At 67.3% G+C, this 18,085-nt stretch carries 13 protein-coding genes; 3 read left to right on the plus strand and 10 right to left on the minus strand.

What is annotated here, in order from left to right; translation table 11 throughout:
- The first annotated feature begins 16 nt into the window (after positions 1 to 16).
- Both uca and atzF read left to right on the plus strand, forming a co-directional pair.
- Positions 17 to 3,625, plus strand: a complete 3,609-nt coding sequence (gene uca / locus HF886_RS01135; RefSeq protein WP_169651303.1) for an urea carboxylase — start codon at positions 17 to 19, stop codon at positions 3,623 to 3,625.
- Entirely contained in the window at positions 3,622 to 5,376 is a 1,755-nt protein-coding gene (gene atzF / locus HF886_RS01140; RefSeq protein WP_169651304.1) for an allophanate hydrolase, read from the plus strand. The genes uca and atzF overlap by 4 nt, the downstream gene beginning before the upstream one ends.
- Before the next feature lie 12 nt (positions 5,377 to 5,388).
- Here the strand turns inward: atzF and HF886_RS01145 are convergent, their stop codons facing one another.
- From HF886_RS01145 to HF886_RS01195, 10 genes are all read right to left on the minus strand, one after another.
- The gene (locus tag HF886_RS01145; RefSeq protein ID WP_169651305.1) at positions 5,389 to 6,795 is read right to left on the minus strand and encodes an acyl-CoA desaturase; all 1,407 of its coding nucleotides are present in this window, start codon (positions 6,793 to 6,795) and stop codon (positions 5,389 to 5,391) included.
- 40 nt (positions 6,796 to 6,835) lie between these two features.
- On the minus strand, positions 6,836 to 7,933 hold the full coding sequence (locus HF886_RS01150; protein WP_169651306.1) for a ferredoxin reductase: 1,098 nt from the start codon (positions 7,931 to 7,933) through the stop codon (positions 6,836 to 6,838).
- 102 nt (positions 7,934 to 8,035) lie between these two features.
- Positions 8,036 to 8,371, minus strand: coding sequence for a cupin (locus HF886_RS01155; RefSeq protein WP_169619281.1), 336 nt, complete (start codon positions 8,369 to 8,371; stop codon positions 8,036 to 8,038).
- A 190-nt stretch (positions 8,372 to 8,561) separates the two neighbouring features.
- Entirely contained in the window at positions 8,562 to 9,965 is a 1,404-nt protein-coding gene (gene lpdA, locus HF886_RS01165; RefSeq protein WP_169619279.1) for a dihydrolipoyl dehydrogenase, read from the minus strand.
- A 79-nt stretch (positions 9,966 to 10,044) separates the two neighbouring features.
- Complete coding sequence (locus HF886_RS01170) at positions 10,045 to 10,680, minus strand: response regulator transcription factor (protein ID WP_169619277.1); 636 nt, start codon at positions 10,678 to 10,680, stop codon at positions 10,045 to 10,047.
- Positions 10,677 to 11,912 (minus strand): sensor histidine kinase, encoded by a 1,236-nt coding sequence (locus HF886_RS01175; protein ID WP_346765268.1) that lies wholly within the window; start codon positions 11,910 to 11,912, stop codon positions 10,677 to 10,679. The genes HF886_RS01170 and HF886_RS01175 overlap by 4 nt, the downstream gene beginning before the upstream one ends.
- Positions 11,913 to 12,011: 99 nt before the next feature.
- Complete coding sequence (locus HF886_RS01180; protein WP_169619273.1) at positions 12,012 to 12,767, minus strand: ABC transporter permease; 756 nt, start codon at positions 12,765 to 12,767, stop codon at positions 12,012 to 12,014.
- A complete protein-coding gene (locus tag HF886_RS01185; protein ID WP_169619271.1) occupies positions 12,764 to 13,672 on the minus strand; it encodes an ABC transporter ATP-binding protein in 909 nt (302 codons plus the stop codon). The genes HF886_RS01180 and HF886_RS01185 overlap by 4 nt, the downstream gene beginning before the upstream one ends.
- 80 nt (positions 13,673 to 13,752) lie before the next feature.
- Positions 13,753 to 14,613, minus strand: a complete 861-nt coding sequence (locus HF886_RS01190) for an SDR family oxidoreductase (protein ID WP_169651308.1) — start codon at positions 14,611 to 14,613, stop codon at positions 13,753 to 13,755.
- An 88-nt stretch (positions 14,614 to 14,701) separates the two neighbouring features.
- Positions 14,702 to 16,039 (minus strand): wax ester/triacylglycerol synthase domain-containing protein, encoded by a 1,338-nt coding sequence (locus HF886_RS01195; protein ID WP_169651309.1) that lies wholly within the window; start codon positions 16,037 to 16,039, stop codon positions 14,702 to 14,704.
- A 33-nt stretch (positions 16,040 to 16,072) separates the two neighbouring features.
- Between HF886_RS01195 and HF886_RS01200 the strand changes: the two genes are divergently transcribed.
- Positions 16,073 to 18,085 carry an alpha/beta fold hydrolase gene (locus tag HF886_RS01200; protein ID WP_169651310.1) on the plus strand — a complete coding sequence of 671 codons (2,013 nt, stop codon included), beginning with the start codon at positions 16,073 to 16,075 and terminating at the stop codon, positions 18,083 to 18,085.

The raw sequence follows: 18,085 nt of genomic DNA on the forward strand, positions 1-18,085 counted from the left end.
ATCCGAGGAGCTCGCCTTGACCTACGCCTTCGATACCCTGCTCGTCGCCAACCGCGGCGAGATCGCCTGTCGCATCATGCGTTCGGCTCATCTGCTCGGCCTCAAGACCGTCGCCGTGTACTCCGATGCCGACGCCTCTGCCGCACACGTCGAACTCGCCGACGTGGCCGTGCGACTCGGCCCGGCCCCCGCAGCCGAGTCGTATCTGCGCGCCGATCTGGTGATCGAGGCCGCCCAGGCGACCGGCGCCGGTGCGATCCATCCGGGCTACGGATTCCTCTCCGAGAACGCCGATTTCGCTGCCGCGTGCGAGGCGGCGGGTATCGCGTTCGTCGGGCCGACTCCCGAGCAGTTACGCGTGTTCGGTGACAAACACACCGCGCGAGAGGCCGCGCGCGCCGTGGGAGTTCCGCTCGTGGCGGGCAGCGGACTACTCGGCTCGCTCGACGACGCCCTCGTCGCGGCCGAGGACATCGGGTATCCGGTCATGCTCAAAGCAGTCGGTGGCGGTGGGGGCATCGGCATGCAGGCGTGCTTCGGTCCCGACGATCTCCGCTCCGCCTACGAACGGGTGCTGCGCCTCGCGTCGGCCAATTTCTCCTCGTCCGGTGTGTTCCTCGAACGATTCGTGGCACATGCGCGACACATCGAAGTGCAGGTGTTCGGCGACGGGCACGGCCGCACTCTCAGTCTCGGCACCCGCGACTGCTCCCTGCAGCGCCGCAACCAGAAGGTCGTCGAGGAAGCACCCGCTCCGAACCTGCCCGACGAGATCGTCGAACAGTTGCTGTCGTCTTCCCGCGCGCTCGCGGACTCCGTGCACTATCGGTCTGCGGGAACGGTGGAGTTCGTCTACGACATCGACCGAGGTGAGGCATCCTTCCTCGAAATGAACACCCGGCTCCAGGTGGAACATCCTGTGACCGAAGAGGTCACAGGCGTCGACCTCGTCGAATGGATGCTCCGGCTCGCGCGCGGTGAGACCGACATGCTCGACGCGCTGCCCGACACCGGACCCGCGATCAGCGGCCACGCAGTGGAAGCGCGGGTGTACGCCGAGGACCCCGGACACGACTACCGGCCGAGCGCGGGCCTGCTCACCCAGGTGGAGTTCCCCGCACACACCCGGATCGAGACGTGGGTGGACACCGGGACCGAGGTCAGCTCGTTCTACGACCCGATGCTCGCCAAGGTGATCGTGCACGGCGAGTCCCGCCGCACCGCCTTCGCGGCATTGGCCGACGCGCTCGACGACACCCATCTCTACGGCGTCCAGACGAACCTGCCCCAGCTTCGCCGTATCTGCACTGCCCCTCCGGTTCTGGCCGCCGAGCACGCCACCTCCACCCTGGCGGGACTGCGCGCGACCGGGCACCGTATCGACGTGGTGCGGGCGGGCACGATGACCACCGTCCAGGACTTTCCCGGCCGTACCGGGTTGTGGGAGGTGGGAATCCCGCCGTCCGGGCCGATGGACGACCTGTCGTTGCGTGCGGCGAACGTGGCCGTCGGAAATCCCGAGGGCGCTCCCGGACTCGAATGCACGCTGCAGGGCCCGCGCCTCGAGTTCTCCGACGCCACGTTCGTGTGTGTCACCGGCGCCCCGGCCGAGGTGACGCTGGACGGCGAGCCGGTACCGATGTGGGAGCCGATCGAGGTTCCCGCCGGTGCGGTGCTCGACGTGGGTGCCCCCGCCAACACCGGCCTGCGCACCTACGTCGCCGTGCGCGGTGGCCTGGACGTACCGCTGTACCACGGCAGCGCGTCGACCTTCACGCTCGGCGGCTTCGGTGGCGTCACCGGGCGGGCCGTGGCCACCGGCGATGTCCTGGGCGTCGCCGACACCGCCACCGACCGCGAGCCCGCTCCCGTGCCGGCCGAGGGGCGGCCGGAGTTCACGCACACCTGGCACCTCGCGGTCACCGAAGGTCCGCAACCGGCACCCGACTACTTCACCCCCGAAGACATCAGCCAGTTCTACGACACCACCTGGACGGTGCAGAGCCACGCCAACCGGACCGGTATCCGGCTCGACGGCCCGAAACCCACCTGGTCTCGCACCGATGGTGGCGACGCCGGTCTTCACCCGTCGAACCTGCACGACAATCCGTACAGCGTCGGCGCTCTCAACGTCTCGGGTGACACCCCGATCCTGCTCGGTCCCGACGGCCCCAGCCTCGGCGGGTTCGCGTGCCCGCTCACCGTCGTGTCCGGTCACCGCTGGAAGCTGGGACAGATCCGGCCGGGTGACTCGTTGCGGTTCGTCCCGGTGACCGACGCCGGTGCGGCCGCCTTGCGCACCGCCACCGTCCGCGGAGCGGACCTTCCGCCGGTGGAACGGCAGACCACGTCCGACGGCGGCCGACTGGGCCGGACGGAGGCCGTCCTCGACCGTCCCGAGGCCGTCTATCTGCGCGGCGGCGACGACAACATCCTCGTCGAGTACGGGGACATGGTGCTCGACCTGGGGTTGCGCATGCGCGTGCACGCACTCTCCGAGGCTCTCGCAGCGACAGGTCTTCCGGGAATCGTGGACGTGACGCCCGGCGTGCGGTCGCTGCACATCCATTTCGATCCTGATGTGCTGCCGGCCTACCGCCTGCTCGGTGTGCTGCAGGATCTCGAGACCGAACTCCCCGCGACACGCGACCTCGTGGTTCCGAGTCGCACCGTGCGTCTTCCGCTCTCGTTCGACGACCCGTCGATCTCCGAGGCGATCTCCCGGTACCGGAGCGGTGTCCGCGACGAGGCGCCCTGGCTGCCGTCGAACATCGAATTCATCCGCCGCATCAACGGATTGGAGTCCGTCGACCAGGTGCGTGACGCCGTCTTCGACGCCGAGTATCTCGTCCTCGGACTCGGCGACGTGTATCTCGGTGCTCCCCTTGCGGTTCCCCTCGATCCCCGGCACCGCCTCGTGACCACCAAGTACAACCCGGCGCGCACCTGGACCCCGTCCGACGCCGTCGGTATCGGTGGCAAATATCTGTGTGTCTACGGCATGGAGTCGCCGGGCGGGTACCAGTTGGTGGGCCGGACCGTCCCCATCTGGTCCGGCTACCGGCAGACCGGGCCGTTCGAACAGGGCAAGCCGTGGCTGTTCCGCTTCTTCGACCGCATCGTCTGGGAGCCGGTGACACCGGAGCAGTTGCTCGAGTACCGGGCCGCGTCGAAGGCCGGCCGGTTCGACGCCGACGTCTCGGACGGCACGTTCGTTCTCGCCGACCATCTCCGATTCCTCGAAGACAACGCCGAGTCGATCGCAGCGTTCGACGAGAAACAATCCGTGGCGTTCGAAGTCGAGAAGCGCGCGTGGCACGCCGCCGGTGAGTTCGACCGCGTCGATGCCGAACCCGTCGAGGTGTCCGCACCCGTCGACCCCCTCGCCGGAATGCCTGCGGGCGCGACGGTCGTGGAGGCACCGATGGTCGGCAACGTCTGGCGGGTCGAGGTGACCGAAGGGGACCACGTGGCCGCCGGTACCACCGCAGTTATTCTCGAAGCGATGAAGCTCGAGATGCCCGTCCTCACCGACGCGGCGGGAACAGTTCTGAAAGTCCTCGTGGAACCCGGTAGCAAAGTGGCGCCCGGTACCCCACTCCTCGTGATCGGAGCAGCAGCATGACCGTGAGTACCGGCAGCGCAACGAACGACAGTGCGGCCCTCGCCCCGGGCAGCGCGATCACCGCTACCGAGCGAGCCCGGAATGCGTTGCGCCGCATCGAGGAAGTGGATCGGCCCGAGGTGTGGATCGCCCTCCGCGACGCCACCGGCATTCTCGCCGACGCCGCAGCGGTCGACGCACGCGTCGCCGCGGGTGAAAGCCTGCCCCTCGCGGGGCTGCTCGTGGCCGTGAAGGACAACGTGGACGTCGCGGGGATACCCACGACCTCGGGGTGCCCCGAATTCGCCTACACCCCCGAGACCACCGCCACCGGCGTCGCGCGACTCGTCGAGGCCGGTGCCGTGGTGCTCGGCAAGACGAACCTCGACCAGTTCGCGACCGGGCTGGTGGGTTCCCGCAGTCCGTACGGTGCCGTGCGGAGTGCGTGGGACCCGGAGCGCGTCTCGGGCGGATCCAGTTCGGGTTCGGCCGTCGCGGTGGGCCTGGGCATTGCCGACATCGGGATCGGCACGGACACAGCCGGATCCGGAAGGGTGCCCGCAGCGTTGAACGGCATCGTCGGCATCAAAGCCACGCTCGGTGTCATCCCGACGTACGGAGTCGTTCCTGCCTGTATCGATTACGACTGCTTGACCGTGCTCGCGCGAGACCTCGACCTCGCCACAGCCGCGGCAGCGGTGATGGCGGGCCCGGACCCTCGCGATGCACGCAGCCGGTCCTGGCCCGCCGACGTCCGACTGGCCGCGTCGTCGGCGATTCGCCTGGCCGTGCCGCGGCCGGAGGACCTCGACGCACTGTGCGACGAGTACCGCGAAGCGTTCGCCCTCACGGTGGTCGCGGCCCAGCAGCGCGGAATCGACGTCGACGAGGTGGACATCTCCCCTCTCCTCGACGCGGCAACTCTGCTCTACGACGGCGCGGTGGTCGCCGAGCGCTACGCCGCGGTGGGCGAGTTCCTCTCCGCCGCGCCGGCCGGTGCGGACCCGACGGTCGCCGAGATCGTCGCCGGGGCGAGAAAGCCTGCCGCGCACGAACTCGTCGCGGACCTCGACACCCTCACCCGCACGAAGGCTCAGGCGGTGCGTCTCCTCGACGGGTTCGACGGGCTGCTACTGCCCACGACGACCGAACATCCGACTATCGCTGCGGTACAGGCGGATCCACTCGGAATCAACCGCCGCATGGGGACGTACACGAATTTCTGCAACCTGCTGGATATGGCGGCGGTGGCGGTGCCCGGACAACCCACGGCCGCGGGCAACCCGTTCGGCGTCATGGTGGTCGTACCGGCGTTCCACGACCAGATCGCGATCGACGTCGCGGCGGCACTGACGGGCGGCACGGCTCCGCTCTTCGTGGATTCCGGCGTGGACCTCGCCGTGTTCGGAGCACACCTGCGTGGGCAACCGCTCCACTTCCAGCTCGAGAATCTCGGAGCGCGCTTCACGGAAGAGATCCGCACGTCCGATGCGTATCGCCTGATGGCACTGGACACCACACCGCCGAAGCCCGGCCTGGTGCGCCACGGTGCCGGAGCAGGGGCCTCGATCGCGGGCGAACTGTTCCGCATCTCCGAAGCGGGACTGGGCCGTTTTCTGGCGGCCCTGCCCGCCCCGATGACGCTGACGAGTGTGGAACTGTCGGACGGTCGCGCCGTCGTCGGGTTCGGGTGCACGCACGACGCAGCCGCCGACGCGGTGGACATCACCGAGTTCGGCGGCTGGGTCGCCTACCGCCAGTCGGGGCGGTAGAAGACGGACGGGTCAGCGGGGCGGCGGATCGACGGCGACGCCGCCGCCCTCGTGCTCCGGGCCTGCGGCGGGGTGGTCCGACGGCATCCGCCGACGGAAACGGGCCGCCTCGCTCGGGGCGGCTTCTCCCGTCGGATCAGCGGAACTGCGGTAGGGGCCGGGCTTCGGGCGTGCCTTGCCGCCGGGGAACGCGAGACGTGCGATGGTGCGGTGCACCATCCACCACTGCTGCCCGAACCGCCCGGTGTTGTACGGCAGGTCGTAGCGCTCACAGATGTCCTTGATCTTGGGCGCCACCTCGGAGTACCGGGTGCTCGGCATGTCGGGGAACAGGTGATGTTCCACCTGATAGCCGAGGTTGCCGCTGATGACGTGGAACAGCGGACTTCCCTCGATGTTCGCCGAACCCACGAGCTGGCGGACATACCAGCCGCCGCGCGACTCGTTCTCGACTTCCTTCTTGGAGAACGTGTACGTCTGGTCCGGGAAATGGCCGCAGAAGATGATGGCATGCGCCCACACGTTGCGGATGATGTTGGCGGTGACGTCCGCGGCCAGGGTCGACAGGAACGTCTTCTCGACGCCGGGCAGCCACCGGTCGGCGATGTCGGCGCCGGCGCCCCACCTACCGGATCGGCGTAGCCATCCGCCCACGCGGGACGTCTTCGGCTGCGGCAGCTTTCCGCGCATCGCGACCTGCGCCAGACCGAACACCGCGGCGCTGACGAGCGGCCACCCCACATAGTCCTTCACGAATTGGGCCTTCGCCTTTCCGGCGATGCCCTTGAGCTCTTCGAGTACCTGCGTGGGCGACTTCTCGCCCGCCCAGAGCGCCTCGAGATCCAGGTCGTGCAGGGCGACGCCCCATTCGAACAGCACGGTGAGCAGGGCGTTGTAGAACGGTTGGGCGAGGTAGACCGGTTGCCACCGCTGTTTCGGGTCGATCCGCATGATCTCGTATCCGAGATCCTTGTCCAGGCCCCGAATGTTGGTGTACGTGTGATGGACGTAGTTGTGCGAGTGCTTCCACGCTTCAGCCGTGGACGCGGTGTCCCAGTCCCACACGGAGGAGTGGATGTCCGGGTCGTTCATCCAGTCCCACTGGCCGTGCATGACGTTGTGTCCGATTTCCATGTTCTCGAGGATCTTCGCCATCCCGAGGCATGCCGTCCCGGCCACCCAGGCGGGCTTCGACGAGGACGCGAACAAAATGACTCTGCCGGCCACGACGAGCTGGCGCTGCGCTGCGATGACGGACTTGATGTACTTGCGGTCCTTCTCGCCGAGGCTTGCGTACACCTCGTCGTGGATCGCATCGAATTCTTCGGCCAGACGATCGAGTGTCTCTGCGCTCAGATGGCCGAGCGGGCTATCCACTTCCGGAGACGCGGGTGCGGTCGCCTCTTCGGTGTTCGTCATACGTGCCCCATTCGTCGGGAGCTGTCGCAGCCCTCGCCGCTCACACCTCTATTTCGATGTCACCCTCCACGGTGTGGATGCAGGTACGCACCGAAGCCCCGGTGGGTTCGCTCACCTCGTCGGTTCGCAGGTCCCGGAGTTGCCCGGAACGCAACGTGCCCACGCAGGTGTGGCAGATACCGATACGGCAGCCGTACGGCAACTTGAGGCCGGCGTTCTCGCCCGCGACCAGGATCGGGGTTCCCCCGTCGCACTCGACGTCCTGTTCGCTGTCGAGGAAGTGGATGGTGCCGCCCTCGCCGCTTCCCGCATTCCCCCCGATAACGGGCTGGAAACGTTCGAGGTGGAATCTTTGCGAGTCGGCCTGGTCGTTCCAATGTTCCTCGAGCACGTCGAGCAGCTCGCGCGGCCCGGAGACGAACGTTTCCCGTGCGCGCCAGTCCGGGCACACGTCGTCCAGGTCACCGGGTGTGATCCGTCCCCGCTCGCCACTGATCCAGACCTCCAGGCACAGACCCGGATGGCGGGCGTCGAGGTCGCGCAGTTCCGAGGAGAAGATCACGTCGTCGGGGGCTGACGCAGAATGCACCACCACGACGTCGCGGAGCAGGTTCCGGTGGGCGAGGCTGCGCAGCATGCTCATGATGGGCGTGATGCCGCTGCCCGCGCTGATGAACAGCAGCTGGGCAGGGACCGGATCGGGCAGGGTGAAGACACCTTCCACCTCGCCGAGGCGCACGATCTCGCCCGGGGCGATCTTCCGTACGAGGTAGGGCGACACGACCCCGCCCTCGACGACTTTCGGCGTGACGCTGATGAGTCCGTCCCGGGGGTCCGGATCGGACGTCAGGGAGTAGGCCCGCCAGTGGTAGACGCCGTCGATGATGACTCCGAGCCGGACGTACTGGCCCGGTTCGTGCCCGGGCCACTCGTACGCGGGCCGGATGAGGACCGAGGCGGTGTCCTCGCTCTCCGGCACCACCCGCTCCACCCGTCCGCGGAGCTCACGGGTGGACCAAAGTGGGTTGATCATCTCGAGGTAGTGGTCCGGTTCGAGAGGTGTGAACAGTCGCCGCACCGCGTGCAACAGCCACTTGCGAACCGGGTGTACATGGGGCCGAGCTCCGCGTTCCGCCATTTCGTCACCTTAACGCGCGGTGCCGCCGGCTCTGCGACAAACCGGACGGCTCCGCCGCGTCGTCACCCCGAAATCGCCGACATCACCGCGGGATCGTCGACATCACCGCAAGATCGTCAGCATCACTACCGAGTCGATATTCGCGTAGAGACGGTGCACGATGCCCGCGTCGACGTGAACGGCGGTGCCGGGCACCAGCGAGACGGTCTGCTCCTCGGTCCCGAAGGAAATGTCGCCGACGACCGTCTGCACCACGATGGGAAACATCGCCTGATGATCCGCCATCGTCTGCCCCGCGGTGAAGCTGATACGGATCACCGTGGCGCCCGTCCCCGACGCCAGTTTCTCGATGCGCGGGGTGTCGCCGGTCTGAGGGTTGAGGGTCGCGAGACCTTCGATGACGGTGAGCTTGCCGTCCTTACCGTTCGTTGTCGTCATGCCGCCTTCTTTCGTGCGATGACCTCGATCGCCACGAGGTTCTTCGTGTACTTCGTGAACGTGGAGCGTATCTGCAGCACCCGGGCGCGGGCATCCCTCGAAACGACGTCAGCCCGGGACGACGGTCGAGTCGCCCCGGGCTGAGCCGGTACATCCGAACGGGTCCGCCCGACCGGAAGGTTTCGAAAGATCAGAAGTTGATCATGTGCCCTGCGAGACCGTGAATGGCCTCCTGCAGCGCCTCGCTGAGCGTCGGGTGCGTGTGGACGTTGCGCGCCAGTTCGTTGACGGTCAGATCCCACTTCTGGGCGAGGGTCAGCTCGGGGAGCAGCTCCGAGACGTCGGGGCCGATGAGGTGGCCGCCGAGAAGTTCACCGTGGGTCTTGTCGGCGATGAGCTTGACGAAACCGGTGGGGTCGGCGAGTCCGTGCGCCTTGCCGTTCGCGGTGAACGGGAAGGTCGCGACCTTGACGTCGTAGCCTTCGTCCTTCGCCTGCTGCTCGGTGAGTCCGAAGGACGCGACCTGCGGCTGGCAGAACGTCGCGCGGGGCATCATCCGGTAATCGCCGAGCTCGAGGGTCTCGGCACCACCGATGGTCTCGGCAGCGACGACGGCCTGAGCCTCGGCGACGTGGGCGAGCTGGAGCTTTGCGGTGACGTCGCCGATGGCGTAGATGCCGTCGACGTTGGTGCGCATCCGTTCGTCGATGGCGATGGCGCCGCGATCGGTGAGCTCGACTCCGGTCTTCTCGAGGCCGTAGCCTTCGACGCGCGGGGCGAATCCCACCGACTGCATGACCTTGTCGACGGTCATCGTCTCGACGTTGCCGGACTTGTTGTCCTTGATCTCGACGGTGACGTCCGAGCCGTTGTCGGAGATCTTCTGGACCGCGGCACCGGTCTTGATGGTGATGCCGAGCTTCTTGTAGGCCTTGGCAATCTCCTTGGAGACGTCCGCGTCCTCGTTGGGCAGTGCCCGGTCGAGGAACTCGACGATGGTGACGTCGACCCCGTAGTTCTTCAGGACGTAGCCGAACTCCATGCCGATGGCACCGGCACCGACGATGACGATCGATCCGGGAAGGTCGCGGGTGAGGATCTGCTCCTCGTACGTGACGACGTTCTCGCTGAGTTCGGTTCCCGGCAGGAGCTTGGTGACCGAACCCGTCGCAATGATGACGTTGTCGAAGGTCACCTGCTCGGTTCCGCCCTTGCTGAGCGAAACCTCGATGGTCTTGGCGTCGACGAACGAGCCCTTACCGTCGTACTCGGTGATCTTGTTCTTCTTCATCAGGAAGTGCACGCCCTTGACGCGACCGTCGGCTACCTTGCGGCTGCGGTCGTAGGCGGCACCGAAGTCGAAGGACACGTCTCCCGACATACCGAAGGTCTTGGCCTCTTTGGTGAAGAGATGTGCCAGTTCGGCATTTCGGAGAAGTGCCTTCGAGGGGATGCAGCCGACGTTCAGGCAGACACCGCCCCAGTACTTCTGCTCGATGATGGCGGTGCTCAATCCCAGCTGTGCCGCGCGGATAGCAGCGACGTACCCACCGGGACCGGCTCCGAGGACAACGACGTCATAGTGTGAGGTCACAGCCATACAGGGTAGTCCTGCCCCATTCGGCTGTCTGCCGATGGTCCGGTTACCCACCGGTAGGTACGAAGCGGGCGCTTCAGCCCAGGATGCCGCGGTCGTACGCGGTCGCCACCGCCGCGGCGCGATCCGCCACCTCGAGCTTCCCGAAGATGTGGGTCAGATGCGTCTTGACCGTCGCCTCGCTGATGAACAGTTCCTGCGCGATCGCGCGGTTCGACGTGCCCTTCGCCACCAGGGTCAGTACCTCACGCTCCCGCGCGCTGAGCGTCCTCGATGCGGCCGGGGCGCGCACGCGCGACAGCAGTCGCGACGCCACCACCGGCGAGAGGACGGTGCGTCCCTCCGCGACAGCGCGCACCGCCGCGAACAGTTCGTCACGGGGCGTGTCCTTGAGCAGGTAGCCGATCGCTCCGGCCTCGATAGCCGAGAAAGCGTCGGCGTCGGTGTCGTATGTCGTGAGGACGAGTACGCGGCTCCGGACCTTGCGGGCGGTGAGTTCGGCGATCGCCTCGACTCCCCCGCCCCTCGGCATCCGTAGGTCCATCAGCACCACATCCGGATCCAGCGCCACAGTCACCACCACAGCCTCCGGTCCGGACGACGCCTCTCCTACGACCGCGAATTCGGTTGACGCGGCGAACATCCCACGCAGGCCGTCGCGGACGACCGGATGATCGTCGGCGATCAGCACTGTGATCGCGTCGGCGCTCATTCCGCTGCTCCCACCCGCACCAGCGGAACCCGCACCGAGACCGCCGTCCCGGCACCGCGCTCCGACTCGACAGTCACTTCGCCGGCAACGCGGGCCGCCCGGGACTGCATGCCCCTCAAGCCGAACCCGCGAACCGATCCTGCGGACGGATCGAAACCGCATCCGTCGTCTCGCACATCCACGCTCACCTCGTCCTCCATATACGAGACCGTGACACCGACACGTCCCGCCCCCGCATGCCTGCTCACGTTGGCGAGTGCCTCCTCGGTGATGCGCAGGAGCGTCGCGCCGATGTCGTCGTGCAACGGCTCGACTGTGCCGGTCACGGTGAATACGGCGGCTACCCCGGAGTCCGCCTCCCACATCTTCACCACTCGGCCCAGCACCTCGTCGAGTGTGCCGTGCTCGAGCGCCTGCGGGAGCAGATTCTGCACGGAGCGACGGGCTTCGGACAGGCTACGGCGAGCAAGTGCCGCGGCCCGCTCCACATGCCCCCCGGCCACGACCGGGTCGACGGTGTTCTGCGCCGCCTGCAATTGCGTGACGATCCCCGTGAGACCCTGCGCCAGGGTGTCGTGGATCTCGGCGGCGAGACGTCGCCGCTCGTCGTCGATGCCGGCCTCCCGCGCGCGCAGCACGAGCTGCGCGTGGAGTGCCTCGTTTTCGGAGAGAGCCTGTTCCAGACGGTGATTCGTGCGTTCGAGTTCCGCGATCGCGTCGATCCGTTCCTGCGTCAGCGTCTCCTCTCGCGCACTGATTCGGAGCATCATCATCACGATCGAGGAGTTGATGACGAACAACGCACCGAACGCGATCCACATGGTGAGGCCCGACGGCGGGAGACCCCCGCTCTGGGATCCCGCCATCGTCACCGCTGTCGAGAGCAGCCCCACTCGCATCCAACGCTCGGGGAGCAACCGCTCTGCGTCGAAGTACCCGATGAAGGCGTAAAACGCGAAAAACGGATTGAGCCAGGTCAGGACGAACGCAAGAACAGTGCGCCCGGTGAAGTACACAGCGTCCTTGTCGCGACGCCACCACCAGCGCTCCCAGCACACTGCGGCGCCAACCAGCACCAGAGCCGAAACACGTTCTGCCGGCGTCATGAGCAGGTTCGCGGAGGCCAGGGACAGGATCGTCCCGACCGCGAGCAGCACCCACGGTCCCCACCTGTAGATACGCTCCCAGTACTCGTCTGTCGGGGGCGCTGCCATCGCGGTGTCCGTCGCCACGTTGTTCAGCATGACGGGTGCCGCCGTCGTTGCCAACGGAATGTCGTCGTTGCCAACGGAATGTCACTGCCGACCGGTGTCACTGCCGCGGACCGATCTCTACTGCCAGCGAAACCAGCGTGCTGCTGCGGCCGTCAATGCCACCGCCCACAACGCCACCACCATCAGACCACCCGCACTGGGCCACTCCCCTCGGGCCGCCTGGTCGAGGATCTGCGAGGCCGCACCGAAGGGCGTCACCTCGACGATCCGCTGCAGCAGATCCGGCATGGTCTGGACCGGGAGCCACACCCCGGCACAGAACATCATCGGAAAGAAGACGATGGTGCCGATCGTCTGCGCGATCCGTGTGGTCCCCGAGACGGCGGCAATCGCAGCGCCCATGCTCAGCGCCGCCGCAAGCGTGAGGAGCACCGCCAGCGCGTAGCCCCACGGCTGCTCCGGGAATGCCACTCCGAACACACCACGGCCGACGAGCAGGGCGAGCACGACCGACCCGGCCACGGCCACGGCGTGAACCACGATCTGCGCCAGCAGAAGTGTCACCGGCCGGGCCGGGGTCACCGACAGCCGGCGCAGGATTCCGCGTTCGCGGTACGACGACAGCACAGCAGGCATCGTCTGGATACCCGCGACGATCATCGACAGCAACACCACGGTCGGAACGTAGAGATCGATCACCCGGCGTCCCCCGAGACTCGCGTCCGCCTCCCGGAAGGCAGGGATGAGGCCGAGAATCGTCAGCAGGACGACAGGGAAGGCGAGGATCCAGAACATCGCGCCGGGTTCGCGGACGAACAGGCGCGCTTCGGTGCGCACTACCGCGGTCACGGGATTCGTATCGGTCGTCGTCATGGCCGTTTCTCCGGGGTCGTGATATCGAGGAATGCGTCGTCGAGCGTGGCTTCCGTGATGCGGAGCCGTCGAGCGGAGATGCCGTCGCGGGCGAGGAGCGCGAGCACCGCATCGACCGAGTCGTCGTTGCCTTCCACGACCAGCCGGTCGTGGTCGTGACGCACTGCCAGGACTCCGGGCAATGCCGTCAGGGCGTCCGGATCGAGCGGAGCCGACGGGCGGAACGAGACGACGACCGCTGTCGAGGTGCGGGCGATGAGTTCCGAGGGCGTGCCCAGCGCCTTGATCCTGCCGGTATCGAATACCGCGACCCGGTCGCACAGCCGCTGCGCCTCTTCCATGAAATGGGTGACCAGCAGCACCGTGACCCCCGAGTCCCGGATCTCTTCGATCAGCGACCATGTCTCGCGGCGGCCACGCGGATCCAAGCCCGTGGTGAGTTCGTCCAGCACTACCACCCGCGGCGATCCGATCAGCGCGAGCGCGATGAAGAGGCGCTGTTGCTGTCCCCCCGACAACTTCGCGAACCGGGTGTCGAGCACGTGCTCGAGGCCGAGCCGTTCGGCCAGCGCCGTCCCGTCCGCGGGACGCGGGTAGAACGATGCGTAGAGGTCGAGAGCCTCCTGCACGGTCAGCTTCGGCTGGAGTTCGCTCTGCTGTAGCTGAGCCCCGAGCAGTTCCGTCAGCACGCGGCGGTCGGCGACCGGGTCGAGCCCGGCGACGCGTACGGTCCCTTCGTCCGGTGCCCGCAAGCCGGAAACGCATTCGGCCGTGGTGGTCTTCCCGGCCCCGTTGGAGCCGAGAATGCCGAATATCTCTCCTTCTCGGACATCGAAACTCACGCCGTCGACGGCGGCGCGGTCGCCGTACCGTTTGTACAGGCCTTTCACTTCTACGATGGGCATGGTCCGAGCTTGCCCGGCGGGGGCGGGCCGCCACATCGCCCGACGGTCTCAGACGGCATCAACCGATCGGGGGATGCGGGTCAGTCGCCCGAGGTGCCGGTTCTGCGAGCGAAAGAGCGCATCCGGCGCAGGTATCCGGGTATCGACCGGAACGGCACGCGAACCGGCCAGTCGTCCGGCCGGAAGTATGCCTCGGTGCCACCGTCGACAACCACCACGCTGCCGGCCATGAAGTCGGCGGCCGGGGACACCATGAACTCGACCCACTGCGCAATCTGTTCGGCGTCGCCGAATCCGCCGAGCGGAACAGGGAAGCTCTCGACCGCCCTCTTCAACGGACTGTCGAGTTGTGCGTCGAGCAGTGGTGTGGAGATCGCGCCCGGCGCGAGCACGTTGAGGCGGATGCCGGAACCCGACCATTCCGGCGTCACCGCTGTGCGGCGAACCCAGCGCGTCACCGCGATCTTGGACGCTGCGTAGGTGAACGGCGGCCCCGATTTGGCGATCCTGGTGGCCCGCGCGACGCCCTTGTCCATGTCGCCCGCGAGAAACGCCTTCACCGCGGAATTCGGTACGCCCGGCGTGGTCGTCGTGGAGTTGGAGCCGAAGACCACCACCTTGCTGTTTCCGGCCGCGGCGAGCGCCGGGCGCCAGCCCACGAGCAGATCGATCACGCCTCGCACGTTGACCTGGGCGATGAGCGGTTCCCTGCCGGGAGTGGGGCCGAGGCCGGCGGCGAGAACCGCACCGTCGAGCGTGGCTCCGGCCCGGTCGAGGGTGCCGCGGATGGCGTCGGACCGCCCCTGCGGAGTCGAGAGGTCGGCCACCACATCGGCGTCCCGGATGTCCACACCGATCACGGTGTGGCCTGCGGCGCGCAGTCTTTCCGCGCTCGCCCTGCCCATACCCGACGCTGATCCCGTTACTACGTATACGCCCATGACCGTGCTGCCCCCGCCTCGCCGATTCGATTGCTCCCCGCACGGTACATGCGCGGGACCACAGTGGCCGGTGCTATTCCACCGGCGCTCATCTCGCCGGGGAGAGCGCCGCGCCGACCTCGGCGACGGCGTCGCGCACCATCTCCTCGTACGCATCGAGATCGGGAATCACCCGACTGCCCGCGGCCACGCCGATCGTGACCGTCTCTCCGAGTCCGTAGACACCGTGGGTCAACGCCATGGCCGGCGACAGGGCCGGGAATCCGGCGCTGAACACCACCGGCCCACCGGCGAGCGCGAGGTCGGCAGAACCACGGAAGACGCTCGACACCACGGTGTTTCCCGTGACGGTGACGGGACGCGACGACCCGGACCGAACGATCCCGAACCGCGACAGGGGGGCCGGAACATGTTCGGCTGCCGCGTCGCGCTGCGCGAGCAGCGGATCGGTCACCCTCTCACGACGCGCACCCAGATCGGCAGCGATGCGGGCAGCCCGGACACCCAGGTCGGATTCGGTGACGAACAGGTCGACGCCGACATTGCGATAGTTGTTGTTCGCGGAACCCACGGTCCCGACCGCCACGGTGACCTCCGCACCCAGCCGGTCCGGCACGCTCTCGCCGCGCGTCTCGAGAAACCTGGACAGCGCCACCGAGATCGCCGTCAATGCGACGACGGTGACGGTATGTCCACCACCGCGGAAGGCAGCGGACCGGAACACCACGGCGCGGACGCTGCGCTCGGTGCCCGGATCGCAGTTGACGCCGACGAGTGGCCGCCCGGCGGCCGGTGCCGGTATCTCACCTGCCGCGGTCGCGGCGTCGAGAGCGCGTGCCGCAGCGGCCGCACGTCGACCCGACCGCGCCAAGCGAACGGCCTGCGCGGGAAACCGGGCGGCGGCACGAGCGACCATCTCCCACGCGATGGGCCCTGGCTCCGGACGCGGCGACGCTGGTGGCTCGTCCGCACCGAACAGCGCCCTGGCCAGGGCGGTGGCCCCACGGCCGTCCGCGAACGCGTGCGAGACCTGCCAGACGACCACCAGGGCCGCATCGTCACACAGGGGCGCGCCGCGCACTCCGGTGAATACGTGCAGGCGCCACGGGCTCACCCGAGCATCGAGCACCGTCGCAACGAGGTCCCCCAGTGCGTTCTGCACGTTCTCCCACGACGGATCGTCGAGCCGGTGCTCGGCGACGAGGTCGTCGCTGAAAGTTCTCGGACACCAATACGGGTAGTCCAGCTGCCGGGGAACGTCCCGGACGCGGCACAGCAACTTCCCCATGACGTCGGTACGCCTGCGCACCGCCTCGCGCACCTCGTCCACACCGGCGTCGGTGGCGAAGCAGAAGAGCAGGAACTGATCGTTCGGCATTCGATCGGAGAGCCAGTACATCTGCGCGTCCGCGGGGGTGAGCTGCACCTCGGCAGCGTAATGCCGGGTAGAAATGAAGTCATGAGCGACACCACCACCGACCCGTACCTCTGGCTCGAGGACGTCACGGGCGAGAAGCAGCTCGACTGGGTCCGCGCCCACAACGACCGCACGATCGACGCCTATACCCGCAGCACCGGTTTCGGCACACTCGAAAGCCGGATCCGCGAAGTTCTCGACACCGACGCTCGCATTCCGTATGCCCGGCGCCGCGGCGAGTACCTCTACAACTACTGGCGTGACGCCACCCATGTGCGCGGGCTGTGGCGACGCACCAAGATGGACCAGTACGTACGCGACAACCCGGAGTGGGACGTCCTGGTCGACCTCGATGCCGTGGCCGAAGAGGAAGGCGAGAACTGGGTGTGGTCGGGTGCCCAGGTCCTGCGTCCGGACCAGACGCGCGCGCTCATCAGCCTCTCGCGCGGCGGTGCCGACGCCACGGTCGTTCGCGAGTTCGACCTCGTCACGCGGCAGTTCGTCTCCGGACCGGACAGCTTCGAAGTGCCGGAGGCGAAGACCGACATCGGGTGGATCGATTCCGATACCGTCTATGTGGGAACAGATTTCGGCGAGGGATCACTGACCGACTCCGGATATCCCCGCATCGCCGCGCGCTGGCGGCGCGGAACGCCGCTGGCCGACGTGGACACGGTCTTCGAGGGCGAAGCGGGCGATGTCGCGGTGTCCGCGTGGTACGACGACACCCCCGGTTACGAGCGCAGTTTCGTCGATCGTGCTCTCGACTTCTACCGGGCCCGGCGGTTCGAACTGACGGCGACCGGCGAACTCGTCGAACTCGAAGTTCCACACGACGCGCGGGTGAGTGTGTACCGCGATCACCTGCTGATCCGTACCCGCTCCGAATGGCTGGGGCACCCCGCCGGCGCGTTGCTCGCTGCCGACTATCCCTCGTTCCTGTCGGGCTCGCGGGACCTGACGGTGTTGTTCACTCCCGACGAGCACACATCGCTCGAACAGTACGCGTGGACGCAGAACCATCTGCTCGTCGTCACGTTGCGCGATGTGCAGACCCAGATGCGGGTCCTCACCCCCGGCGCCGACGGCTGGTCGGACGAGGAATTGCCCGGGGTGCCGGACGCGACGTCGACATCGATCATCGACGTGGACCCGCTCACCGGCGACGACTTCTTCCTCAATTCGAGCGGTTTCACGATCCCGGCGACACTGCTGTCCGGCACGGTGGGTGGCCGGATCGAACCGATCAAGTCCGCGCCGTCCTTCTTCGACGCCACCGGCATTTCGGTGGTGCAGCATTTCGCGACATCCGACGACGGCACACAGATTCCGTACTTCGTGGTGGGACGCAATACCGCGAGCCCGTCACCCACCCTGCTGTACGGCTACGGCGGATTCGAGAACTCGATGGTGCCCGCCTACAGCGGAGGTATCGGCCGCGCGTGGCTCGAGAAGGGCTACACGTACGTGATCGCCAACATCCGCGGCGGCGGCGAGTACGGTCCGGGCTGGCACACCCAAGCGCTCAAGGAGAACCGGCACAAAGTCTTCGAGGACTTCGCCGCCGTTGCGAAAGACCTTGTGGCGCGGGACATCACCACGGCAGAGCAGCTCGGCGCGCAGGGAGGCAGCAACGGCGGACTCCTGATGGGCGTGATGCTCACCCGGTACCCGCAGTTGTTCGGCGCGATCGTGTGCCAGGTGCCGTTGCTCGACATGAAGCGCTACCACCTGCTGCTCGCCGGTGCTTCCTGGATGGCCGAGTACGGCGACCCCGACAAGCCCGAAGAATGGGAGTTCCTCAGCGGATACTCGCCGTACCAGAACACCGACCCGGATGCGACGTACCCGCCGATCCTCGTGACGACCTCCACTCGCGACGATCGCGTCCACCCCGGCCATGCCCGCAAGATGGTCGCCCGCCTCGAGGAGGAGGGTCACGAAGTCTGGTACTACGAGAACATCGAAGGTGGACACGGCGGTGCAGCCGACAATGCGCAGGCGGCATTCAAGTCGGCGCTGACCTTCACATTCCTGGCGGACAAACTCACGTGA

The sequence above is a fragment of the Rhodococcus sp. 105337 genome (assembly GCF_012844225.1).
Classification (GTDB): Bacteria; Actinomycetota; Actinomycetes; order Mycobacteriales; family Mycobacteriaceae; genus Rhodococcus.

What these genes read in the sequence shown, in the direction of transcription:
- HF886_RS01170 (WP_169619277.1), bottom strand. Translation starts at nt 10,680, where the DNA reads ATGAGCGCCGACGCGATCACAGTGCTGATCGCCGACGATCATCCGGTC.
- HF886_RS01190 (WP_169651308.1), bottom strand. Translation starts at nt 14,613, where the DNA reads ATGGGCGTATACGTAGTAACGGGATCAGCGTCGGGTATGGGCAGGGCG.
- HF886_RS01145 (WP_169651305.1), bottom strand. Translation starts at nt 6,795, where the DNA reads ATGACGAACACCGAAGAGGCGACCGCACCCGCGTCTCCGGAAGTGGAT.
- HF886_RS01155 (WP_169619281.1), bottom strand. Translation starts at nt 8,371, where the DNA reads ATGACGACAACGAACGGTAAGGACGGCAAGCTCACCGTCATCGAAGGT.
- atzF (WP_169651304.1), top strand. Translation starts at nt 3,622, where the DNA reads ATGACCGTGAGTACCGGCAGCGCAACGAACGACAGTGCGGCCCTCGCC.
- HF886_RS01150 (WP_169651306.1), bottom strand. Translation starts at nt 7,933, where the DNA reads ATGGCGGAACGCGGAGCTCGGCCCCATGTACACCCGGTTCGCAAGTGG.
- HF886_RS01185 (WP_169619271.1), bottom strand. Translation starts at nt 13,672, where the DNA reads ATGCCCATCGTAGAAGTGAAAGGCCTGTACAAACGGTACGGCGACCGC.
- HF886_RS01200 (WP_169651310.1), top strand. Translation starts at nt 16,073, where the DNA reads ATGAGCGACACCACCACCGACCCGTACCTCTGGCTCGAGGACGTCACG.
- HF886_RS01180 (WP_169619273.1), bottom strand. Translation starts at nt 12,767, where the DNA reads ATGACGACGACCGATACGAATCCCGTGACCGCGGTAGTGCGCACCGAA.